This is a genomic window from Kitasatospora sp. NPDC004745, assembly GCF_042873275.1.
Classification (GTDB): domain Bacteria; phylum Actinomycetota; class Actinomycetes; order Streptomycetales; family Streptomycetaceae; genus Kitasatospora.
Genome location: NZ_JBIALK010000008.1, coordinates 1 through 21,159 on the forward strand (window position 1 = coordinate 1; position 21,159 = coordinate 21,159).

General features: G+C 72.5%; 20 protein-coding genes, 3 tRNA genes and 1 pseudogene. 21 read left to right on the forward strand and 3 right to left on the reverse strand.

All coding sequences use genetic code 11. From position 1 onward, the window contains the following. The 3 genes from ACFYUY_RS16025 to ACFYUY_RS16035 all read left to right on the forward strand — a co-directional run. Positions 1-371: potassium-transporting ATPase subunit C (locus ACFYUY_RS16025; protein ID WP_387901063.1), on the forward strand; the 371-nt coding region annotated here is incomplete at its 5' end. A 183-nt stretch (positions 372-554) separates the two neighbouring features. Next, positions 555-3,098 carry an ATP-binding protein gene (locus tag ACFYUY_RS16030; RefSeq protein ID WP_387901066.1) on the forward strand — a complete coding sequence of 848 codons (2,544 nt, stop codon included), beginning with the start codon at positions 555-557 and terminating at the stop codon, positions 3,096-3,098. After that, positions 3,091-3,765 (forward strand): response regulator, encoded by a 675-nt coding sequence (locus tag ACFYUY_RS16035; RefSeq protein WP_360209214.1) that lies wholly within the window; start codon positions 3,091-3,093, stop codon positions 3,763-3,765. Before ACFYUY_RS16030 ends, ACFYUY_RS16035 begins: the two co-directional genes overlap by 8 nt. A 383-nt stretch (positions 3,766-4,148) precedes the next feature. On the opposite strand, the gene ACFYUY_RS16040 is transcribed toward ACFYUY_RS16035, so the two are convergent. Then, entirely contained in the window at positions 4,149-5,420 is a 1,272-nt protein-coding gene (locus ACFYUY_RS16040; RefSeq protein WP_360209211.1) for a hydrolase, read from the reverse strand. A 268-nt stretch (positions 5,421-5,688) separates the two neighbouring features. Here ACFYUY_RS16040 and ACFYUY_RS16045 point away from each other — a divergent pair. The 8 genes and pseudogenes from ACFYUY_RS16045 to ACFYUY_RS16080 all read left to right on the forward strand — a co-directional run bounded on the left by ACFYUY_RS16045 (position 5,689) and on the right by ACFYUY_RS16080 (position 10,730). Next, a tRNA-Thr gene (locus ACFYUY_RS16045) sits at positions 5,689-5,761 on the forward strand. 43 nt (positions 5,762-5,804) lie between these two features. Beyond that, positions 5,805-5,877: transfer RNA gene (locus ACFYUY_RS16050), tRNA-Met, on the forward strand. Between the two features lie 83 nt (positions 5,878-5,960). Continuing rightward, positions 5,961-6,125, forward strand: coding sequence for a 50S ribosomal protein L33 (gene rpmG, locus ACFYUY_RS16055; RefSeq protein WP_006604855.1), 165 nt, complete (start codon positions 5,961-5,963; stop codon positions 6,123-6,125). 119 nt (positions 6,126-6,244) lie between these two features. Then, positions 6,245-6,703, forward strand: coding sequence for a MaoC family dehydratase N-terminal domain-containing protein (locus tag ACFYUY_RS16060; RefSeq protein WP_360209208.1), 459 nt, complete (start codon positions 6,245-6,247; stop codon positions 6,701-6,703). A gap of 5 nt (positions 6,704-6,708) precedes the next feature. Next, positions 6,709-7,131: a MaoC family dehydratase gene (locus ACFYUY_RS16065; protein WP_360209206.1), complete on the forward strand. Its 423-nt coding sequence runs from the start codon at positions 6,709-6,711 to the stop codon at positions 7,129-7,131. 138 nt (positions 7,132-7,269) lie between these two features. Beyond that, positions 7,270-7,785: pseudogene (locus ACFYUY_RS16070) on the forward strand (TetR/AcrR family transcriptional regulator); the annotation flags it as partial. A gap of 259 nt (positions 7,786-8,044) precedes the next feature. Further along, positions 8,045-9,622 (forward strand): DHA2 family efflux MFS transporter permease subunit, encoded by a 1,578-nt coding sequence (locus ACFYUY_RS16075; RefSeq protein WP_387901071.1) that lies wholly within the window; start codon positions 8,045-8,047, stop codon positions 9,620-9,622. Between the two features lie 64 nt (positions 9,623-9,686). Beyond that, positions 9,687-10,730 (forward strand): UDP-N-acetylmuramate dehydrogenase, encoded by a 1,044-nt coding sequence (locus tag ACFYUY_RS16080; RefSeq protein WP_387901074.1) that lies wholly within the window; start codon positions 9,687-9,689, stop codon positions 10,728-10,730. Here ACFYUY_RS16080 and ACFYUY_RS16085 read toward each other — a convergent pair. Further along, positions 10,720-11,775 (reverse strand): adenosine deaminase, encoded by a 1,056-nt coding sequence (locus ACFYUY_RS16085; protein WP_360209195.1) that lies wholly within the window; start codon positions 11,773-11,775, stop codon positions 10,720-10,722. The genes ACFYUY_RS16080 and ACFYUY_RS16085 overlap by 11 nt on opposite strands. 106 nt (positions 11,776-11,881) lie before the next feature. Next, positions 11,882-13,129, reverse strand: coding sequence for a pyridoxal phosphate-dependent aminotransferase (locus ACFYUY_RS16090; protein ID WP_387901078.1), 1,248 nt, complete (start codon positions 13,127-13,129; stop codon positions 11,882-11,884). 283 nt (positions 13,130-13,412) lie between these two features. On the opposite strand from ACFYUY_RS16090, the gene ACFYUY_RS16095 reads away from it, so the two are divergent. From ACFYUY_RS16095 to rplL, 10 genes are all read left to right on the forward strand, one after another. Continuing rightward, positions 13,413-13,485 (forward strand) — tRNA-Trp (locus tag ACFYUY_RS16095). A 144-nt stretch (positions 13,486-13,629) separates the two neighbouring features. Then, on the forward strand, positions 13,630-13,968 hold the full coding sequence (gene secE / locus ACFYUY_RS16100) for a preprotein translocase subunit SecE (RefSeq protein ID WP_360209190.1): 339 nt from the start codon (positions 13,630-13,632) through the stop codon (positions 13,966-13,968). A 211-nt stretch (positions 13,969-14,179) separates the two neighbouring features. Further along, positions 14,180-15,076, forward strand: coding sequence for a transcription termination/antitermination protein NusG (gene nusG / locus ACFYUY_RS16105; RefSeq protein WP_387901082.1), 897 nt, complete (start codon positions 14,180-14,182; stop codon positions 15,074-15,076). Positions 15,077-15,242: 166 nt separating this feature from the next. Then, entirely contained in the window at positions 15,243-15,677 is a 435-nt protein-coding gene (rplK, locus tag ACFYUY_RS16110; RefSeq protein WP_360209188.1) for a 50S ribosomal protein L11, read from the forward strand. Between the two features lie 77 nt (positions 15,678-15,754). Then, the gene (gene rplA / locus ACFYUY_RS16115) at positions 15,755-16,477 is read left to right on the forward strand and encodes a 50S ribosomal protein L1 (protein ID WP_360209186.1); all 723 of its coding nucleotides are present in this window, start codon (positions 15,755-15,757) and stop codon (positions 16,475-16,477) included. A 170-nt stretch (positions 16,478-16,647) separates the two neighbouring features. Continuing rightward, positions 16,648-17,436: a hypothetical protein gene (locus tag ACFYUY_RS16120; protein WP_387901085.1), complete on the forward strand. Its 789-nt coding sequence runs from the start codon at positions 16,648-16,650 to the stop codon at positions 17,434-17,436. Positions 17,437-17,549: 113 nt separating this feature from the next. Next, the gene (locus ACFYUY_RS16125) at positions 17,550-18,503 is read left to right on the forward strand and encodes a hypothetical protein (RefSeq protein ID WP_387901088.1); all 954 of its coding nucleotides are present in this window, start codon (positions 17,550-17,552) and stop codon (positions 18,501-18,503) included. Between the two features lie 73 nt (positions 18,504-18,576). Continuing rightward, a complete protein-coding gene (locus ACFYUY_RS16130) occupies positions 18,577-19,443 on the forward strand; it encodes a hypothetical protein (protein WP_387901091.1) in 867 nt (288 codons plus the stop codon). 370 nt (positions 19,444-19,813) lie between these two features. Beyond that, positions 19,814-20,377 carry a 50S ribosomal protein L10 gene (rplJ, locus tag ACFYUY_RS16135; RefSeq protein ID WP_188308276.1) on the forward strand — a complete coding sequence of 188 codons (564 nt, stop codon included), beginning with the start codon at positions 19,814-19,816 and terminating at the stop codon, positions 20,375-20,377. An 88-nt stretch (positions 20,378-20,465) separates the two neighbouring features. Next, positions 20,466-20,849, forward strand: coding sequence for a 50S ribosomal protein L7/L12 (gene rplL / locus ACFYUY_RS16140; protein WP_360209176.1), 384 nt, complete (start codon positions 20,466-20,468; stop codon positions 20,847-20,849). The last annotated feature ends 310 nt before the right edge of the window (positions 20,850-21,159 follow it).

Genomic DNA, 21,159 nt, shown 5'->3' on the forward strand with positions numbered 1-21,159 from the left:
AGCCCCGCCCCTCCGCCGCCGGGGCCGGCTACGACCCGTCCTCCTCCAGCGCCTCCAACCAGGGCCCGAACAGCGAGGACCTGCTGAAGGCCGTCAACGACCGCCGCGCCGCCGTCGCCGCCTTCGACGGCGTCGACCCGGCGAGCGTGCCGGCCGACGCACTGACCGCCTCCGGCTCCGGCCTCGACCCGCACATCTCCGTGGCCTACGCCAAGGAGCAGGTCGACCGGGTCGCCAAGGCCCGCAACCTGCCGGTCGACAGGCTGAACCAGCTGGTCGACACGTACACCGAGGGCCGCTCGCTCGGCTTCCTCGGACAGGACGGCGTCAACGTCGTCCTGCTCAACAAGGCTCTCAGCGAGCAGAAGTGACACATCGTCACAGCATCGAGTGACCGGGCCGGCCCGGGCGCGGGAGAACGGCTCCCGCGCCCGGGCCGGTCGCACGCGTCCCCGCCCGCTCCCCGCCCGCTTCCCCGGACGGGACCAGACCGGCCTCCGCTCCCGACGGAAGGCACGCCCGGCCTTCCCTCCCGATGGAAAGAAGCAGCGCCCATGCCCCGCGACCTCACCCCCGGCACCGGCATCCGCGGTGGCCGGCTGAGGGTGTACCTCGGATCCGCGCCGGGGGTCGGCAAGACCTACCGGATGCTGGACGAGGCCCGGCGCAGACGCGAGCGCGGCGCCGACGTCGTGGTCGGGTACGTCGAGTGCCACGGGCGGTGCCACACGGAGGGCATGCTGGCCGGTCTGGAGGTGCTGCCCCGGGCCCGGCGCACCTACCGCGAGGCCGGGTTCGAGGAGATGGACCTCGACGCCGTGCTCGCCCGCCGCCCCGCCGTCGTGCTGGTCGACGAGCTGGCGCACACCAACATCCCCGGCGGCCGGAACGCCAAGCGCTGGCAGGACGTCGAGGAGATCCTGGCGGCCGGGATCGACGTCATCACCACCGTCAACGTCCAGCACCTGGAGTCGCTGAACGACGTCGTCCAGAAGATCACCGGGGTCCCGCAGCGCGAGACCGTCCCGGACGAGGTGGTCCGCCGGGCCGACCAGATCGAACTCGTCGACATGGCCCCGCAGGCACTGCGCCGGCGGATGGCCCACGGCAACGTCTACAAGGCCGAGAAGGTGGACGCCGCGCTCTCCAACTACTTCCGGGTCGGCAACCTCACCGCCCTGCGCGAACTCGCCCTGCTCTGGGTGGCCGGGCGGGTCGACGAGGGCCTGCGCGACTACCGTGCCAGCCACAACATCGACCGGGTCTGGGAGACCCGGGAGCGCGTCGTGGTCGCCCTCACCGGCGGCCCCGAGGGCGAGACCCTGATCCGCCGCGCCGCCCGGATCGCCGACCGGACCGCCGGGGGCGAGCTGCTCGCCGTCCACGTGACCAGGAGCGACGGCCTGGCCGGCGCCTCCTCCGGTGCGCTCGCCCAGCAGCGGCAACTGGTGGAGACCCTCGGCGGCAGCTATCACATGGTCGTCGGCGACGACATCCCCACCGCGCTGCTGGCCTTCGCCCGCGCCCACGACGCCACCCAGCTGGTGCTCGGCACCAGCCGCCGCGGCCGGGTCAACCGCTTCCTGACCGGCCCCGGTATCGGGGAGACCACCGTGGACGCCTCCGAGGACATCGACGTCCACATGGTCACCCACGCGTTCACCGGCCGCGGCCGGCTGCCCTCGCTCGGCCGCCGCCACTCCCGCCGCCGCACCGTCGCCGGCTACGCCGCCGGGTTCGCGCTGCCCTGGCTGCTGACCGCCGTGCTCTCCCAGGCGCACGAGAGCATCAACCTCACCACCGACGCGCTGATCTTCCAGCTCGGCGTGGTCATCGTCGCGCTGCTGGGCGGTGCCACCTCCGCCCTGCTGGCCGCGGTCACCGCCTCGCTGCTGCTCAACTACTACTTCATCCCGCCCATCCACACCCTGACCATCGGCGAGACCAACAACATCGTCGCCCTGGTGGTCTTCGCGGCCGTCGCACTCGCCGTCTCCACCGTCGTCGACCACGCCGGCCGGCTCACCAGCAGGGCCGCCCGCGCCACCGCCGAGGCCGAGACCCTCTCCACCCTGGCCGGCAGCGTGCTGCGCGGCGCCGACGCGCTGCCCGCCCTGCTGGAGAAGTCCCGGACGGCCTTCGGCATGCGGACGGTCGCCCTGCTCTCCCGGGCCGACGGCGAGGTGATCGCGCACTCCGGGGCCGGGCAGCCGGACGAGGACGGCGCCCCCGTCGAGACCACCGAGGTCCCGGTGGCCACGGACGCCCTGCTGGTCCTCACCGGCCGCCGGCTGCCCGCCGCCGACCAGCGGGTGCTGACCGCCTTCGCCGCCCACGCCGCCGCCGCCCTGGAACGCGAGCGGCTCGCCGTGGTCGCCGCCGAGGTCGAGCCGATCAAGGCCGCCGACCGGATGCGCACCGCCCTGCTCGCCGCCGTCAGCCACGACCTGCGCACCCCGCTCGCCGCCGCCCTCGCCTCGGTCGGCTCGCTGCGCAGCCCCGACGTCGAGTTCTCGCCCGAGGACCAGGCCGAACTCCTCGCCACCGCCGACGAATCACTGGTCAAACTCACCCGTCTGGTGGACAACCTGCTCGACATGAGCCGCCTCCAGGCCGGCGCCCTCACCCTGCACCTCACCGGGACCCACGTCGACGAGGTCCTGCCCCGGGCGCTCGACAGCCTCGCCGACCCGTACGCGCCGGTCCAGCCGCTCGACCTGGAGACCGCCCCGCCGGTGCTCGCCGACCCACCCCTGCTGGAGCGCGTCCTCGCCAACGTCATCACCAACGCGCTGCGCCACAACGCCCCCGGCGCACCCGTCCTGGTGACCGCCAGCCACCACGCCGACCAGGTGGAGATCCGGGTGATCGACCGCGGCCCCGGCATCGCGCCCGAGGACCGCGACCGGGTCTTCCTGCCCTTCCAGCGCCTCGGCGACACCGACAACACCACCGGCGTCGGCCTCGGCCTGGCCCTCTCCCGCGGCCTCGCCGAGGCCATGGGCGGCAGCCTGGAGGTCGAGGACACCCCCGGCGGCGGCACCACCATGCTGCTCACCCTGCCCGTCGCGACCGCGGAGGAGCCCGTCCATGAGTGAGATCCTGGTCGTCGACGACGAGCCGGCGCTGCTGCGCACCCTGCGGATCAACCTCAGCGCCCGGCGGTACGCCGTCCGCACCGCGGCCAGCGGGGGCGAGGCGCTGGACCGCGCCGCGCACCGCGCCCCGGACGCCGTGCTGCTCGACCTCGGCCTGCCGGACCTCGACGGCATGGACGTGCTGCGCGGCCTGCGCACCCGCAGTGCGGCGCCGATCATCGTGCTCTCCGGCCGGTCCGGCGCCGCCGACAAGGTGGGCGCCCTGGACGCGGGCGCCGACGACTACCTGACCAAGCCGTTCCTGATGGACGAGCTGCTGGCCCGGCTGCGGGCGGTGCTGCGCCGGCCGCCGGTCGGCGCCCCGCCGGGCCGGCCGGTGATCGGCGACCACACCGTCGACCTCACCGCCACCACGGTGACCGGCCCGCGCGGCCCGGTGCGGCTCACCCCGACCGAGTGGCGGATCCTCGCCCTGCTGGTGACCAACCCCGGCCGGCTGGTGCCCGGGCGGCAGATCCTGCGCGAGGTGTGGGGGCCGGCCCAGGAGGGGCGCGGCAACTACCTGCGGGTCTACCTGGCCGGGCTGCGCCGCAAGCTGGAGCGCGATCCGGCCCGGCCGCGGCACCTGATCACCGAGCCGGGGATCGGCTACCGGTACGAGCCCTGAGCCCTGAGCCCTGAGCCGGGAGCCGGGAGCTCTGAGCCCTGAGCCGGGCCGGGGCTGAGCCGGGAGCCCCGGGCCGGTCCGGTCCCGTCGCGTCAACGGCCCGTCAAGAGCGGTCCCGCGGGCGACAGGGGGGCGTCAAGGCCGGTCGGGGGCGGTGCTCCGTGGGCGTAGTGTCGGTGTCGACCGAGCGGGACCGGCTCCTATGTGGGGGAGGCCCGGGACCGCTCCAGCCGCCCGTCGAACGGCGGCCAGTAGTGGGGGAGGGGCGCGCAGCCAAGGCTGCGCGCCCCTTGGGCTTCCCCGGCTTCGCAGGCTTCCCCGGCTGCCCGGCCCCGGGGCCGCCGCCGGGCGGGATCCGCCCGACGGGATCCGCGGGACGGGCGCTAACCCCCTCCGGTGCTCCCCGACTGCCGGGGCAGCGCCAGCGCCACGGTGTCCGCGAACTCCCGTACCGCGCTGGTCCGGCTGACCACCCGTCCGCTGTGCACCACCAGCCGGCTGTGGCCGCCCGCGAGCGCCCCCGTCAGACTGTCCCCGCGCACCGCCAGCAGTTCCGCCGGGAACCCGGCGTCCACCCGGACCAGCGGCAGCCCCAGCGCGCTGCGGGCCTGGTTGGCCACCGCGTCGTACGCCGCGTCGGCGTCCAGCTCCCCGCTCGCCGCCAGCAGGTAGGCCGCCTCCAGCGGATCCGCCCGGCCGACCGGGTTGGACGGGTCCCGCAGCGCGCCGCTGCCCGCCGCCAGCGGCACCCGGGCCTCCACCAACTCCCGCAGCAGTCCTGGGCGCAGACCCGACGAGCGGCCCTCCAGTCCGGTGCAGCCGCCGTTCTGCGGCAGGCACACCACCCGCACCCCGCTGGTGGCCAGTGCCGCGGCGGCGCCCCGGGCCAGCGCCCCGCACGGGCCGAGCGTCACCCGGGGCCGCAGCGGGGCCAGCGCACCCGCCAGCCTGGCGAGTCGTGCGTGGTCCGCGGCCGTGGTGTGCAGGTCCACCGGGCAGTCCGCCTCCCGGGCGGCGTCCAGCAGCACCTGGACGTACCCGGCCGGGTCCGGATCCAGTTCGGGGCAGCCGCCGGCCGCGGTGGCGCCGAGTTTGAGCGCGTCGCGCAGCTGCGCCCGGCCGTCCGCGCCGGCCCGCCCGGTGAGCAGCCGGGGCATCGCCACCGCCTGGAGCTCGGCCAGGCCGCGCAGGGCCTGCCGCGCGGTGAGCACCGCCTCCAGCCGGCGCAGCCCGTGCACGTCGCCGATCCGGACGTGGGTGCGCTGGGCGGTGGCGCCGTAGCCGAGCGAGGTGAGCGCGGCCTCGGTGACCCGGCGGGTGAGGTCGGCGGGGGTGTCCGGAGGCGGGGCGGGCAGGGCGGCGGAGAAGGCGGTGTCGTAGTGGGCGTGCGCCTCGGCGGGGGCCGGCAGCAGCAGGTAGCCGGTGAGGTCGATCCGGGCGCCGGTGGTCACGGTGGGGGCGCCTGGCAGCGCGGGCAGCGGGCCGAGGCTGCCGACCGTGCCGACGGCCTGGATCCGGTCCCCGCTGATCCGGACGTCCACCACCCGGCCGTCCGCGAGCCGGGCGCCCGTGAGCAGGAGGACGGGGCCGTGCCCGAGCGGGTTGGCCGCCGGGCCGGGGCCGGAGTGCGGCCCGTCGGCGGCTGAGCTGTCCATCGCCGGCTCCTTCCCGCCCTGGCCCGTCCGGTCGGCCGGACCGTGCTGGTCCCGGGCCGTCCCGGTCAATGAGGGTCGAGCCTATGGCGCGAGGGCGCGGGGTGCCGGGAGGCGGGCAATAGTCGTATCGGGTCGGGCCGTGCGGCTCCGGGGCCGATCGAACGCGGGGCCTTGGATCGTTCGTCCGTGCACCTCGCCGACCTGCGGACTTCGCGTCGGGATACGGATTTCACCTCTGGGCGCGAAACGTGTAATCTCTTCCTCGTTCGCCCCTATAGCTCAGTCGGTAGAGCGTCTCCATGGTAAGGAGAAGGTCTGCGGTTCGATTCCGCATGGGGGCTCTGGTGAGAAGCAGTCAGCCTCGGCTGTGCTGCGGATCACCGTGGCGGTGTAGCTCAGTTGGTAGAGCAAGCGGCTCATAATCGCTGTGTCACCGGTTCAAGTCCGGTCACCGCTACCCCGCGTAGTCGGTCGGGAGATCGCACTCCCGGTCGGCTACTCTTGTTGTGTTCTTATTCGTTGTCCAAGGAAGGCACTCCCGTGGCTGCCACCGACGTCCGCCCGAAGATCACGCTGGCCTGCGTGGAGTGCAAGGAGCGGAACTACATCACCAAGAAGAACCGGCGTAACGACCCGGACCGTCTTGAGATGAAGAAGCACTGCCCCCGCTGCAACTCGCACACCGCGCACCGCGAGACCCGCTGACCCTCACGCAGGGCATCATCGGGCCTGTGTGAATTCAGGTCTTGAACTCCGGGCCGCATCCCTCCAGGGGGGTGCGGCCCGGAGCTTTTTCGTATCCACCCGCTTTTCGAGGAGCTGCCATGGCGCTCGACCCCTCCTTCATCGGGCGGACCTACCCGCCCACCGAGCCGTACGAGGTGGGCCGGGAGAAGATCCGCGAGTTCGCGATCGCGATCGGTGACGCCAACCCGGCGTTCACCGATCCGGCGGCGGCGAAGGCGCTGGGCCACTCGGACGTGATCGCCCCGCCGACCTTCCCGTTCGTGATCACCTACCGGGCGGCCTCCCAGGTGGTCGAGGACCCGGAGCTGGGCCTGGACTACAGCCGGGTGGTGCACGGGGACCAGAAGTTCGCCTACACCCGCCCGATCCTGGCGGGCGACCGGCTGACGGTCGCGGTGACCATCGACAACATCAAGTCGCTGGCGGGCAACGACGTGCTCACCGTGCGTGGCGAGGTGTCGGACGCGATCGGCGAGCACGTGGTGACGTCGGTCATGACGCTGGTGGCCCGGGCCGCCGACGAGGCGGGGGAGTGAGCACGATGGCGATCAGCTACGACGAGGTCGAGGTCGGCACCCAGCTGCCGGCGCAGTCCTTCCCGGTGACCCGCGACACCCTGGTGCGCTACGCGGGCGCCTCCGGGGACTTCAACCCGATCCACTGGAACGAGAGGTTCGCGCTGGAGGTCGGCCTGCCGGACGTCATCGCGCACGGCATGTTCACCATGGCCGAGGCGATCCGGGTGGTCACCGACTGGGTCGGCGACCCGGCCGCGGTGGTCGAGTACGGCGTCCGCTTCGTCCGTCCGGTCCCGGTGCCGAACGACGGGGTCGGCGCGGTGGTCGAGGTGTCGGCCAAGGTCGCCAAGCTGCTGGAGGGCCGCCGGGTGCAGGTCGACCTGCTGGCCACCACGGGCGGGCAGAAGGTCCTCGGGATGTCGAAGGCCGTCGTCCAGCTCGGCTGAGGCCGGGGCGCGGCACGGCCGCCCCCGTCCCGTCCGCCGCGACGGGGCCCGCCCGACGGGTTCCCGCCGCGGCCGCGGGCCTTGCCTGGATAGTGATTGGCCACTAACTTTGATCCCATGGCGAGGGCGAGCATGCGGATGAGTGCGGAGGAGCGGCGCGAGAGCGTCGTCCGTGCCGCGATGATCGAGTTCGCCAGGAGCGGCTACCGGGGGACGTCCACCGAGACGATCGCCCGCCGGGTGGGCGTCTCGCAGCCGTACCTGTTCCGGCTGTTCCCGGGCAAGCAGGCGATCTTCAAGGCCGCCGCCGACCGCTGCATCGAGGAGACCTGGCAGGTCTTCGACGAGGCGTCGGCCGGGTTGACCGGCGAGGCGGCCGGCGAGGCGATGTCCCGCGCGTACCTGGGGCTGGTCGAGGACCGCGAGCAGCTCATGATGCAGATGCAGCTCTACGTCTCGGTGTTCGCCGGTGACACCGCGGACGAGGACGAGATCGGCGAGGCCGCCCGGAAGGGCTGGCTGGACCTGTTCGACCGGATCAGGATCCGGCTGGGCGGCGACACCGACGAGGCGACCGCCTTCATGGCCTACGGCATGCTGATCAACACCCTGGTGGCGCTGGGGTTCCCGCGGGAGCACCGGATCTGGGACGGCTTCGGGCGGGGTGACGAGGGACACGCCGAAGGGTCGGGCGAGGAACACGCCGAGGGGTCGGACGAGGAACACGCCGAGGGGTCGGACGAGGAACACGCCGAGGGGTCGGACGAGGGGCCCGAGGGGCTGGTCGAGGGGCCGGCCGGGGAGCAGACCGAGTAGGACGCCGGGTGTCGGCCGTGCGGCGGAGTCCGTACGGCCCTCTTTCGGCCCGCAGAAGTTATTGATCAATAACTATCCAGAGTGAACTGGGGGAGTCATGTCGGAGAAAACGGAGGCGCCGGGCCTGGGCAGGCTCGGTGTCTGGACCCTGGTGATCACCAGCGTGGCGGGCTTCATGGCCAGCCTGGACAACCTGGTCGTCACCACCGCACTGCCCTCCATCCGGGAGGACCTCGGCGGCGGCCTGTCCGACCTGGAGTGGACGGTCAGCGCCTACACCCTGGCCTTCGCGGTCCTGCTGATGTTCGGCGCCGCGCTCGGCGACCGGTTCGGCCGGCGCCGGATCTTCCTGATCGGGCTCACGCTCTTCACGGTCGGCTCCGCCGCGGCGGCGCTGTCGCCGGGCATCGGCGCGCTCATCGCCGCCCGCGCCGTCCAGGGTGCCGGGGCCGCCGTCTCGATGCCGCTCACCCTCACGCTGCTCACCAACGCGGTGCCCGCGGCCAAGCGGGGCCTGGCCTTCGGCATCTGGGCGGGCGTCAACGGCCTCGCCATCGCCACCGGGCCGCTGGTCGGCGGCATGCTCACCGAGCACTTCTCCTGGCAGTGGATCTTCTGGGTGAACGTCCCGGTCGGCCTCGTCCTGGTGCCGCTCTCCGCCGTCAAGCTCCGGGAGAGCCGCGGCGCCAGCCCGGCGCTGGACGTGGCCGGCACCGTCCTGGTCAGCCTCGGCCTGTTCGGCGTCGTCCTCGGCCTGATCCGCGGCAACCCGGACGGCTGGACCAGCCCGCTGGTGCTGCTCTCGCTGGTCGCCGGCGTCCTGTCGCTGGCCGCCTTCGTGCTGTACGAGCAGCGCTGGGCGAAGCACCCGATGCTGCCGATGCGGCTGTTCCGCAGCCGGGCCTTCTCCGCGGTCAACGCCTCGGGCCTGCTGATGTTCCTCGGGATGTTCGGCTCGATCTTCCTGATCAGCCAGCACCTGCAGACCGTGGGCGGCTACAGCCCGCAGGAGGCCGGCATCCGGATGCTCCCGTGGACCGGCATGCCGCTGATCGTCGCCCCGATCGCGGGCATCCTCGCCGACCGCTTCGGCGGCCGCCCGATCGTGGTGACCGGGCTGCTCCTGCAGGGCCTCGGCCTGGCGCTGTACGCGGCGATCAACGGCGCGGCCACCGGCTACGACTACGCCTCCGAGGTCCCCGCCGTGGTGATCTGCGGCATCGGCATGTCGCTGTACTTCGCACCGACCGCCGCCCTGGTGATGGACAGCGTCGCTCCGGAGGAGCAGGGCATCGCCTCCGGCGCCAACAACGCGCTGCGCGAGGTCGGCGGCGCGCTCGGGGTGGCCGTCCTCTCGGCGGTGTTCTCGGCGCAGGGCGGCTACACCTCGGAGCAGTCCTTCGTCGACGGCCTGGTGCCCGCGCTGTACGTCGGCGCGGGGGTGGTCGTGGTGGCGGCGCTGTGCGCGATGCTCCTCCCGCGCCGGGTGAAGCCCGTCGCCTCCGCGGCGCCCGCCGGGGAGAACACCGCGGACACGAAGGCCGAGGCGGACGCGAAGCCCGAGCAGGCCGAGCAGACCGAGACCGCGAAGACCGCGAAGACCGCGAAGGCCGGCGAGCCCGCGGACGCCGGGGCCGCCGACCGGCCCGTCCCGGCCGAGGCCGCCCGCGGCTGAGCACCGGGTCCACCGGGGGGAAGGGGTGCCGGACGGCGCCCCCTCCCCCCGTACGCTGGTGGGCGTGCTGGTAGAAAACGACGCCCCCCTCGCCCCGCTGACCACGCTCCGGCTCGGCGGCCCGGCCCGCCGCCTGGTGACCGCCCACACCGACGACGAGGTGATCGCCGCCGTCCGCGCGGCCGACGCGGCCGGCGAGCCGCTGCTCGTCCTCGGCGGCGGGTCCAACCTGGTGATCGGCGACGCGGGCTTCCCCGGCACCGTGCTGCGGATCGCGACCACCGGCTTCGCCCTGGACGGCACGGTGCTGGAGCTGGCCGCCGGCGAGGTGTGGTCGGAGGCGGTCACCCGCGCGGTGCGCGATCACGGCCTGGCGGGCATCGAGTTCCTGGCCGGCATCCCCGGCTCGGCCGGCGCGACCCCGGTGCAGAACGTCGGCGCGTACGGCCAGGAGGTCGCCCAGTCGATCACCGAGGTGGTCGCCTACGACCGGACCGCCGACCGGGTGGTCACGCTCACCGGCGCCGAGTGCGGCTTCTCCTACCGGCACAGCCGCTTCAAGGCCGAGCCGGACCGCTACGTGGTGCTGCGGGTGCGCTTCGCCCTCGCCGACCACGGCGGCCTCTCCACCCCGGTCAAGTACGCCGAGGTGGCCGGGCACTTCGGCGTCGAGCAGGGCGAGCGGGTGCCGCTGGAGAAGGCCTACGAGGCGGTGCTGGGCCTGCGCGCCGGAAAGGGCATGGTGCTGGACCCGGCGGACCACGACACCTGGTCGGCCGGCTCCTTCTTCACCAACCCGGTGCTCACCGCGGCGCAGTACGAGTCCTTCCGGACCCGCCCGGGCACCGAGAACGCCCCCGCCTACCCGGCGCCGGAGGGCCGCACCAAGACCTCGGCCGCGTGGCTGATCGACCGGGCCGGCTTCGGCAAGGGCTACGGCGGCGGCCCCGCCACGCTCTCCACCAAGCACACCCTGGCCCTCACCAACCGGGGCTCGGCCACCGCCGAGGACCTCCTGGCGCTGGCCCGGGAGATCCGGGACGGGGTGCGGGAGGCCTTCGGGGTCGAGCTGGTGAACGAGCCGGTGATGGTCGGGGTCAGCCTGTAGCGCCGTGCGGGCCGGAGCCGTCCGCCAGCCAGGCGTCCACGTCCGCCAGCAGCTCCTTGCGGACGGCCTCCGGTGCGCACGAACCGCGCACCGACTGGCGGGCCAGCTCGGCCAGTTCGGCGTCGTCGAAGCCCAGGACCTCGCGGGCCAGGAGGTACTGGTCGGCCAGCCGGCTGCCGAACAGCAGCGGGTCGTCGGCGCCCAGGGCCAGTGGCACGCCGGCGTCGAAGAGCCTGCGCAGCGGGACGTCCTCGGGGCGCTCGTAGACGCCGAGCGAGACGTTCGAGGACGGGCAGACCTCGCAGGTGATCTGGCGGTCGGCGAGCCGGGCCATCAGCCGCGGGTCCTCGGCGGCGCGGACGCCGTGGCCGATCCGGCCGGCGCCCAGGTCGTCCAGGCAGTCCCGGACGGACTCCGGCCCGGCCAGCTCGCCGCCGTGCGGTGCGGCCAGCAGCCCGCCCTTGCGGGCGATCTCGAAGGCCCGGTCGAAGTCCCGGGCGAGTCCGCGGCGCTCGTCGTTGGAGAGGCCGAAGCCGACCACGCCGCGGTCGGCGTAGCGGACGGCGAGCCGGGCCAGGGTCCGGGCGTCCATCGGGGACTTCATCCGGTTCGCCGCGACCAGGACGCGGATGCCGGTGCCGGTGGCCGCGGCGGCCTGCTCCACGGCGTCCAGGATCAGTTCCAGTGCGGGGATCAGCCCGCCCAGCCGGGGCGCGTAGGAGGTCGGGTCGACCTGGATCTCCAGCCAGCGGGAGCCGTCGCGGCGCTCGTCCTCGGCGGTCTCCAGGACCAGCCGGCGGATGTCCTCCTCGTCCCGCAGCACCGAGCGGGCGGTGTCGTAGAGGCGCTGGAAGCGGAACCAGCCGCGTTCGTCGGTGGCCCGCAGTTTGGGCGGCTCGCCGGAGCTGAGTGCCTCCGGCAGCCGGACGCCGTGCTTGTCGGCCAGCTCCAGCAGGGTGGCGGGCCGCATCGAGCCGGTGAAGTGCAGGTGCAGGTGGGCCTTCGGGAGGCCCCTGACGTCTCGCGGGTTCAACAGGCGTTCCATTCGCCGATACTGCCGCATCGGGCCCCCCGACGGGAACCGCCCTCCTTCCGTCCCCCGAAGGGGTGAAGGAGGGCGGTCGCGGGTTGATCCCGTACCCGGGGCGACGTCAGTCGCGGGCCTCGCCGAGCAGCTTCTGCAGCCGGCCGATGCCCTCGGCCAGGTCGGCGTCGCCGAGCGCGTAGGAGAACCGCAGGTAGCCGGGGGTGCCGAAGGCCTCGCCCGGGACGGCCGCGACCTCGGCCTCGTCCAGGATCAGCGAGGCCAGCTCGCTGGAGCTCGCCGGGCGCTTGCCGCGGATCTCCTTGCCGAGCAGGCCCTTGACGGACGGGTAGACGTAGAACGCGCCCTCGGGCTCGGGGCAGTAGACGCCCTCGATCTCGTTGAGCATCCGCACGATGGTGCGGCGGCGGCGGTCGAAGGCGGTGCGCATCTCGTGCACGGCGGACAGGTCGCCGCTGACGGCGGCGATCGCGGCGCGCTGGGCGACGTTGGAGACGTTGGAGGTGGCGTGCGACTGCAGGTTGGTCGCGGCCTTGATGACGTCCTTGGGGCCGATCACCCAGCCCACCCGCCAGCCGGTCATCGCGTAGGTCTTGGCGACGCCGTTGACCACGATGCACTTGTCGGCCAGCTCGGGCAGCAGGGCCGGCAGCGAGGTGAAGGTCGCGTCGCCGTAGACCAGGTGCTCGTAGATCTCGTCGGTGAGCACCCAGAGGCCGTGCTCCAGCGCCCAGCGGCCGATCGCCTCGGCCTCGTCGCGGGTGTACACCGCGCCGGTCGGGTTGGACGGCGAGACGAAGAGCACGACCTTGGTGTTCTCGGTGCGGGCGGCCTCCAGCTGCTCGACCGAGACCTTGTAACCGGTGGTCTCGTCCGTCACGACCTCCACCGGGACACCGCCGGCCAGCTGGACCGACTCCGGGTAGGTGGTCCAGTACGGGGCCGGGACGATGACCTCGTCGCCCGGGTCCAGGATCGCCGCGAACGCCTCGTAGATCGCCTGCTTGCCGCCGTTGGTGACCAGGATCTGGGCGGCGTCCACCTCGTAGCCGGAGTCGCGCAGGGTCTTGGCGGCGATCGCGGACTTCAGCTCGGGCAGGCCGCCCGCCGGGGTGTAGCGGTGGTTCTTCGGGTCGCGGCAGGCCTCGACGGCCGCCTCGACGATGTAGTCCGGGGTCGGGAAGTCGGGCTCGCCGGCGCCGAAGCCGATCACCGGACGGCCGGCCGCCTTGAGGGCCTTGGCCTTGGCGTCCACGGCGAGGGTCGCGGACTCGGCGATCGCGCCGATCCGGGCGGAGACCCGGCGGTCGGCGGGGCGGATGGAACGGTCGGGCTGCGGGGTGGAAGCGCTCATGCCTGCATGGTCGCAGAACCGGCACGGGCCGGGGGGCGCGGTTTCACCATCCGTACCCGTCCGTCCACATGGCGGCGGACGCCGATCCGCCGGTGATCATGCGGGCATGCCGGACATATGCCGGGCAACCAGCGCACCCGGAAGAAGAGGTTCGACCAAACACCCCTCGACCACGTACACTCACTGCTCGACGGCCCGCCGAAAAGACCGGAGCTTCCACCACCTGTGCAGACAGTGGGGGGAGATGCGGTAGGTTGGTCGCTACGGAGCCACGAGGCACCGTAGGGCAATAGCTCAATTGGTAGAGCACCGGTCTCCAAAACCGGCGGTTGGGGGTTCAAGTCCCTCTTGCCCTGCTGCTTGATCCGCTTTCAGCCCGTTCGCTCCACAGAGCGAGCGGGCTTGATGCGGAGAGGGCACCGATCAGCACCGCTTAGCCGGACGCTCGTGCCCCATCGGGTACGTCTCGCTCGGCAGGACCCGGATTCAGGTGAGGACGAGTGACGGAGACCACGGGCTCCACCGCAACGCCTGAGAGCGGCAACCCCGAGGGTGCCGACGGCGCTGCCGAGACCACCTCTGGCGAGGGCGGCGACTCGCGTCGCGACCGCAAGCGCGCCGACAAGAAGTCGGGCAAGCGCGGCAAGAAGGGCCTGTTCGCCCGGATCGGGCTGTTCTACCGCCAGATCATCGCCGAACTGCGCAAGGTCGTCTGGCCGACGCGCAACGAGCTCACCAGCTACACGGCCGTCGTGGTCACGTTCGTCGTGGTCATGATGGCGATCGTGGCCGGACTGGACTACGGCTTCTCCAAGCTGAGCCTCTGGATCTTCGGCTGACCTGGCCGCCGCACCTTCGAAACAGCTTCCCGACCCGGGCCGATCCTCGGCCCGGGTCGTGCTGTCTGCGCCGGACGTACGCGGCCGCTACCGTTGACTCGGTACTGTTGAAGTCTCCGAGTCCTCGCCTGGCGCCCGTGTGAGCGGCAGCACGCCGGCGGCGGCCCCGGAGCGCGCCACCTTCACCATCTCCAGGAAAGAAGCAGCCACCGTGTCTGAGTCCCCCCTGTACGACGCCGACGAGACCGTCCGCGAGGCGGATGTCGCCGCCGAGCTGGACGCGGCCGAGCTGGCTGTCGACGCCGAGGCCGCCGAGCAGATCGTGGACGCCGCGGACGGCGACGAGGACGAGGTCGAGGCGTACGACGAGGCCGAGGCCGGCGAGCCCGCCGAGGAGGTCGCGCTGCACGTGGAGGGCGACGAGGAGCCCGCCGCCGACGAGGTCGTCGAGGTCGTCGAGGAGGAGACCGAGGAGGCCGAGGAGACCGAGGAGGCCGAGGAGGTCGACCCGGTCGCCAAGTTCCGCGAGGACCTGCGCTTCATGCCGGGCGAGTGGTACGTGATCCACACCTACGCCGGCTACGAGAACCGGGTGAAGCAGAACCTGGAGCAGCGCGCCGTCTCGCTGAACGTCGAGGAGTACATCTTCCAGGCCGAGGTGCCGCAGGAGGAGGTCGTCCAGATCAAGAACGGCGACCGCAAGACCATCCGCCAGAACAAGCTCCCCGGCTACGTCCTGGTGCGCATGGACCTCACCCCGGAGTCCTGGGGCGTCGTGCGCAACACCCCCGGTGTCACCGGCTTCGTCGGCAACGCCTACGACCCGTACCCGCTGACCCTGGACGAGGTCGTCAAGATGCTCGCCCCGGACGTCGAGCGCCAGGCGGCCAAGGAGGCCGGCAAGCCCTCGCCGGTCAAGCCGAGCGAGATCCAGGTGCTGGACTTCGAGGTCGGCGACTCGGTCACCGTCACCGACGGGCCGTTCGCGACCCTGCAGGCGACCATCAACGAGATCAACCCCGACTCGAAGAAGGTCAAGGGCCTCGTCGAGATCTTCGGCCGGGAGACCCCGGTCGAGCTCTCCTTCGACCAGATCCAGAAGAACTAGTCCCCACGCTCTTCGGATCCGGGGCGGGGCCGAGCGCCCCGCCCCGGATCCGTTTTGGTCCAGCGGCGCATCCGCGTTAGCCTGGTCCGATGTGTGTGCTGGCGGCCGGGTGTCGCCCCGGTTCCGCACGCACCAGCAATCACCTCTCGGAAGGACCCGGAGAGACATGCCTCCCAAGAAGAAGAAGGTCACGGGGCTTATCAAGCTCCAGATCAACGCCGGTGCGGCCAACCCGGCGCCGCCGGTCGGCCCCGCGCTGGGCCAGCACGGCGTCAACATCATGGAGTTCTGCAAGGCCTACAACGCTGCGACCGAGTCGCAGCGCGGCATGATCGTGCCGGTGGAGATCACGGTCTACGACGACCGTTCCTTCACCTTCATCACGAAGACGCCGCCGGCCGCGCGCCTCATCCTGAAGGCCGCCGGTATCGACAAGGGCTCGGCCGAGCCGCACAAGACCAAGGTCGCGAAGCTCACCAGCGCCCAGGTCCGCGAGATCGCCACGACCAAGATGCCCGACCTGAACGCCAACGACCTGGACGCGGCGGAGAAGATCATCGCCGGCACCGCCCGGTCGATGGGCATCACCGTCGAGGGCTGATCAGCCCTTCTCGTCCCTGTGGTAGGGCCTGCGCAGGCCCGTGACACCACGACTCCCATCACCATTCAGGAGCAGCAGTGAAGCGCAGCAAGGCTCTGAAGGCCGCGGACGCCCAGGTGGACCGCGAGCGCCTTTACGCCCCCCTCGAGGCCATCCGCCTCGCCAAGGCGACCAGCACCACCAAGTTCGACGGCACCGTCGAGGTCGCCATGCGTCTGGGCGTCGACCCGCGCAAGGCCGACCAGATGGTCCGCAGCACCGTGATCCTCCCGCACGGCACCGGTAAGACCGCCCGGGTCCTGGTCTTCGCGACCGGCGACCGTGCCGAGGCCGCGCGTGCTGCCGGCGCCGACATCGTCGGCTCCGACGAGCTCATCGACGAGGTCGCCAAGGGCCGCCTCGACTTCGACGCCGTCGTCGCCACCCCGGACCTCATGGGCAAGGTCGGCCGCCTGGGCCGCGTGCTCGGTCCCCGTGGTCTGATGCCGAACCCGAAGACCGGCACCGTGACCCCGGACGTCGCCAAGGCTGTCAACGACATCAAGGGCGGCAAGATCGAGTTCCGCGTCGACAAGCACTCGAACCTGCACTTCATCATCGGTAAGGTCTCCTTCACCGACGAGCAGCTGGTCGAGAACTACGCCGCCGCGCTGGACGAGGTGCTCCGCGCCAAGCCGTCCGCCGCCAAGGGCCGCTACATCAAGAAGACCGCGGTCAGCACCACCATCGGCCCGGGTGTCCCGGTCGACCCGAACCGCACCCGCAACCTCCTCGTCGAGGAGGACCCGGCCGCGGTCTGAGCCTCCCGGCTCTGAAGCAGTCCGTCACGGCGGGCCCGCACCCCTTCACGGGGGTGCGGGCCCGCCGTCGTTTCCGGATGGTGACCTCACCGGATGGGAACGTGTGACCGAGTCGTCGTACGCTCTGCCGGTCAGCTCATGTGCAGAACGTGTGACCGTCGGAGCGTGCCGTGCCGCCCACCCCCCGCCCCGCCCTCCTGGCGGCGGCCCTCCTGCTGCTCGGCGCCACCACGGGCTGCAGCCTGCTCGCCGTCCAGGACACCCGGACCCCCGGCGGCGCGGCCGCGCCCGTGCCGCCCCGGCAGGTGGTGCTCACCGCGGCCCAGGCGCTGGACGACGTCGGCGGCGCCCGGATCGACGTGGTCGAGGAGGGCCCCGACGGCCGGCGCACCGCCACCGGCACGCTCTCCTGGGGCGCCAGGGACGAGGCCGCGCTGACCGTCACCGACGAGCGGGGCGCCGGGCAGCTGACCGTCCGCGACGGTGCGCTCGACCTCGCCTACCAGGGCGCCCCGCCCCGGCACGCCGACCGGGACACCGCGGAGTCGCTGGACCCGCGGGCGGCGGACGCGGCGCCGGGCGGCTACGCGGGCGGCTGGATGACCGGGTTGATCACCAACCCGGGCAGCCGCGCCTACACGATGGCGCAGACCGGCAAGCTCGGCTCGCTCGGCGGCGAGCAGCTGGCCGGGGTCACCGTCGCGCACTACCGGGGCTCCGCGACGGTGGCCGAGTACTTCGCCGCGGACGGGGAGCTGGCCCCCGGCCGGCTGGCCGCGGTGGTCGACTGGTACCACCGGCGGGGTGTCCAGGCGATCGGCTACGACGTCTGGGTCGGCCCCGGCGAGCAGTTGCTGAAGCTCCGTGAGACGGTCCGCGGCAGCGCGGGAACCACGGTGACCACGACGGATGTCTCAGCTCTCGCGGCGGGGGACGCGACCCCTCCCGCGGGTACCTAGGGGAGGGGGACAAACCGGTGCATGGGGGCTCTGGCGATCCGTTAGAGTCCCGGATGAGAAGAAGCTGAAAATCTGCTCTTCTCTGGATCGTTGGGATCCTCAAGGGGGGAACCATGCCTGGAACCCGCAAGGCCGCAGTCGCCGTCGTCCTCGCCGCTCTGGCGCTGACCGCGACCGCCTGCAACAACAACGACGACAAGACCGCCGCGCCCGCGCCGACCACCGCGGCCGCGCAGCCGACCACCGCCGCCGCCGCGGCGACGCCGTCGGCCGCCGCGCCGAGCACCCCGAGCGCACCGCCCGCGAAGGTCACCCCGGTGGTCTTCCTGGAGCAGGTGACCCAGAAGACCAGCGCCGCCAAGTCGGCCAAGATCGACGAGTCGATCGTGTTCGGCGAGGTCACCATGAAGGGCAAGGGCGCGGTCTCCTGGGCCGACGGCCTCCGGGGCGACATCACGATGGACATGTCCGGCTCACCGCTGGGCAAGGCCATCACGCCGCTGACCGGCAGCCAGTCCGCGCCGTACCGCTTCACCAAGGACGCGATGTACCTGCGCCTCGGCGGCAACGTGGTCGACGCCCTCGGCGGCCGGCACTGGCTGCGGTACAGCATGGCCGACCAGGCCAAGACCACCGGCGGCGCGAGCGACCAGCTCAAGAGCGCCGACCCGGTCCAGGGCGTCCGCACGCTGATCGCCTCCGGCAAGGTGACCGAGGTCGGCCAGGAGTCGGTGAACGGCAAGGCCGCCACCCACTACACCGGCGAGCTCAGCGCCACCGACATCGCCGCCGCCACCGGCAAGGGGCTGACCCAGGAGCAGGCGGACCAGATCAAGCAGAACCTGGACACCGCCGGCATCACCAGCGAGCAGGTCGACGTCTGGGTCGACGCCGACCAGCTGGTGGTCAAGCGCACCGAGCAGGCCGACACCAAGGCCGGCCCGTTCAAGGCCACCGTCACCTACTCGGACTACGGCACCCCGGTCACCACGACCGCGCCGGACCCGTCCGACACGGTGGACCAGGCCGAACTCGCCAAGCTCGGCAAGGGGGGCGCCACCAGCTGACCCCGGCCCGGGTGGCAAGGTGGCCGGAGACGAAGGCCGCCGACACGGCGCCCGGGCGAGGAGGGATCGGACGATGGCGGGACGACAGCGGCTGGCGGCACTCGCCGCCGTCGTCCTGTTGGCGACCGGGCTGACCGGATGCGGCGGCGGTGAGGACGCACCGCCCACGCCCTCCGGCAGCCCGAGTCCGACCGCCTCCGCGTCGCCGACCGGGCCGGCCAAGCCCACCGACCGGTCGCCGCACGGGGTGCTGCTCTCCGCGCAGCTGGCCGTGCAGACCGCCCGCCGGGCCAAGGTCAGCTACCGGCTGGGTGCGGACGCCGGGGCCGGGCCGCTCTTCTGGCAGCCCAAGACGGCGCTCCAGATCAAGCGCTCCACCCCCTCGGGGGCCGAGCAGCTGATCGTCGTGGACACCGTCGCGTACCAGGGCGGCGACGCCGCCACCGCGGCCCGCCAGGGCGGCCGGCACTGGGAGCGGTTCGCCGTCCCGGCGGACCAGGACGGCCACAAGGAGGTCCCCTACGCGGGCCTGATCGACCTGCTGAACCCGGTCGAGGCGCTGGCCGCCGCCACCGCCGACGGCGCGGACGCCCAGTTCGTCGCGGAGGAGAAGTACGAGGACTCGACGGTCGAGCACTACCGGGTCGTCACCACCGCCGAGCGCTACGCGGCCGCCCAGACCCAGCTGACCCAGGCCCGCCGCGACGGCCTGCGGGCCGCGCTGGCCCCCGGCGGCTCGCTCTCGCTCACCCTGGACCTCTGGCTCAACGACAAGGACCAGCTGGTCAAGCTCCAGCGCACCGGCAGCGGGGACAGCGGCCGGGCGGACGACTCGGTGGTCTACTCCGACTTCGCCGGCCCGCTGCTCTCGGTGCAGGCCCCGGCCGAGACGGACACCGTGGACACCGGGACCCGGACGGTCTCCCCGCTGGCCCGCTGAGCCCGGAGGGCCCTGCGGGCACCGCCCCGGGCCGGTCGGTCGGGGGCGATTTGCCCCGGACGGGCGCGTCCGGTTAATGTTGCCGAAGCCAAAGACCGCTGGTTGTCACCATGCGCCCCCAGGGGAGCGGGTGGCCGAAGGATCTGCGCCTCGTGCGCAGGCAGCCCGCGCAGGTGTGTCTGGAGCTTCGACTTCCGGGTCCGCGTTCGCGCGATCGCCCGTCGAGGTCGTCACGAGCCCCGTGCGCCTGCGCACCGGGGCTCATCTGCTTTTCCGCAGGAGCTTTCCTTCCGTCCGGCCGGTTCGAGGTGTGAATGGTCGACTTTCGCGGTCGGCCGGACTTCGACATCACGGAAGGAGGCGTAAGCCTATGGCAAGGCCCGACAAGGCTGCTGCCGTCGCCGAGATCACGGACAAGTTCCGTGGCTCCTCCGCGGCGCTGCTGACCGAGTACCGCGGTCTCTCGGTGAAGCAGGTCAAGACCCTGCGTCGCTCGCTCGGCGAGAACGCCGAGTACGCCGTGGTGAAGAACACGCTGACCAAGATCGCGGCCAATGAGGCCGGGATCTCCGAGCTCGACGACCTGTTCAACGGTCCGACGGCTGTCGCCTTCGTCACCGGTGACCCGGTGGAGTCGGCGAAGGCTCTGCGTGACTTCGCCAAGGAGAACCCCGCTCTCATCATCAAGGGCGGTGTCCTTGACGGTAAGGCGCTGTCCGCCGATGAGATCAAGAAGCTCGCGGACCTCGAGTCCCGCGAGGTGCTGCTCGCCAAGCTGGCGGGTGCCCTGAAGGCCAAGCAGTCCCAGGCTGCCGCGCTCTTCCAGGCCCTGCCGTCGAAGCTCGTCCGCACTGTGGACGCGCTGCGCGACAAGGTCGAGCAGGGCGGTGCCGGTACGCCGGCTCCCGCCGCCGAGGACGAGGCCGCCGAGTAGTTCGGCAGGCTCACGCCTCGCTGCGGGCCCGTGCCCGCCCAACCCGTACATACGGCACCACCTGCCGATTTAGTGGAAGGACGCCATCATGGCGAAGCTGACCCAGGACGAGCTGCTCGCGCAGTTCGAGGAGCTCACCCTCATCGAGCTCGCCGCCTTCGTGAAGGCCTTCGAGGACAAGTTCGACGTCACCGCCGCTGCCCCGGTCGCCGTGGCCGGCGTTGCCGCCGCCGGTGCCCCGGCCGAGGCCGTCGAGGAGCAGGACGAGTTCGACGTCATCCTCGAGGGCGCTGGCGACAAGAAGATCCAGGTCATCAAGGAGGTGCGCACCCTGACCTCCCTCGGCCTGAAGGAGGCCAAGGACCTCGTTGACACCGCTGGTGCCAAGGTCCTGGAGAAGGTTGCCAAGGACGTTGCCGAGAAGGCCAAGGCCGCCCTCGAGGGTGCCGGCGCCAAGGTCACCGTCAAGTGACTCCTCGCCAGCCGTAGTCGGCTGGTGGGTACCCCCTGAGCCCCTTGCGGGCTGAGGGCGCCCGAGGCCGGGCCGATCACCCTTGCGGGTGGTCGGCCCGGCCTTTTCGCGTTCCCGGCCCCACCGGGCCCCGCGGCGCCGGGCCACCGGTCCGGCCGAGAGTCCACTCGGCACCGTCGGTGCCGGGGGGTATGGTGATCACCGTCATCGGCGGTGGCCCCCACCACGGCTTCTGTAACGCCGGGGGGCGTCCGACCGATGAAGGGGTCGAGGCCCGCCCCGCCGGCGGGCCCTTGACGAACCCGGCGCG

Excerpts from the sequence above, each read along its gene's own strand:
- ACFYUY_RS16030 (WP_387901066.1), top strand. The coding sequence starts at position 555 with ATGCCCCGCGACCTCACCCCCGGCACCGGCATCCGCGGTGGCCGGCTG.
- ACFYUY_RS16035 (WP_360209214.1), top strand. The coding sequence starts at position 3,091 with ATGAGTGAGATCCTGGTCGTCGACGACGAGCCGGCGCTGCTGCGCACC.
- ACFYUY_RS16040 (WP_360209211.1), bottom strand. The coding sequence starts at position 5,420 with ATGGACAGCTCAGCCGCCGACGGGCCGCACTCCGGCCCCGGCCCGGCG.
- ACFYUY_RS16060 (WP_360209208.1), top strand. The coding sequence starts at position 6,245 with ATGGCGCTCGACCCCTCCTTCATCGGGCGGACCTACCCGCCCACCGAG.
- ACFYUY_RS16065 (WP_360209206.1), top strand. The coding sequence starts at position 6,709 with ATGGCGATCAGCTACGACGAGGTCGAGGTCGGCACCCAGCTGCCGGCG.
- ACFYUY_RS16075 (WP_387901071.1), top strand. The coding sequence starts at position 8,045 with ATGTCGGAGAAAACGGAGGCGCCGGGCCTGGGCAGGCTCGGTGTCTGG.
- ACFYUY_RS16085 (WP_360209195.1), bottom strand. The coding sequence starts at position 11,775 with ATGGAACGCCTGTTGAACCCGCGAGACGTCAGGGGCCTCCCGAAGGCC.
- ACFYUY_RS16090 (WP_387901078.1), bottom strand. The coding sequence starts at position 13,129 with ATGAGCGCTTCCACCCCGCAGCCCGACCGTTCCATCCGCCCCGCCGAC.
- rplK (WP_360209188.1), top strand. The coding sequence starts at position 15,243 with ATGCCTCCCAAGAAGAAGAAGGTCACGGGGCTTATCAAGCTCCAGATC.
- ACFYUY_RS16125 (WP_387901088.1), top strand. The coding sequence starts at position 17,550 with ATGCCTGGAACCCGCAAGGCCGCAGTCGCCGTCGTCCTCGCCGCTCTG.
- ACFYUY_RS16130 (WP_387901091.1), top strand. The coding sequence starts at position 18,577 with ATGGCGGGACGACAGCGGCTGGCGGCACTCGCCGCCGTCGTCCTGTTG.
- rplJ (WP_188308276.1), top strand. The coding sequence starts at position 19,814 with ATGGCAAGGCCCGACAAGGCTGCTGCCGTCGCCGAGATCACGGACAAG.
- rplL (WP_360209176.1), top strand. The coding sequence starts at position 20,466 with ATGGCGAAGCTGACCCAGGACGAGCTGCTCGCGCAGTTCGAGGAGCTC.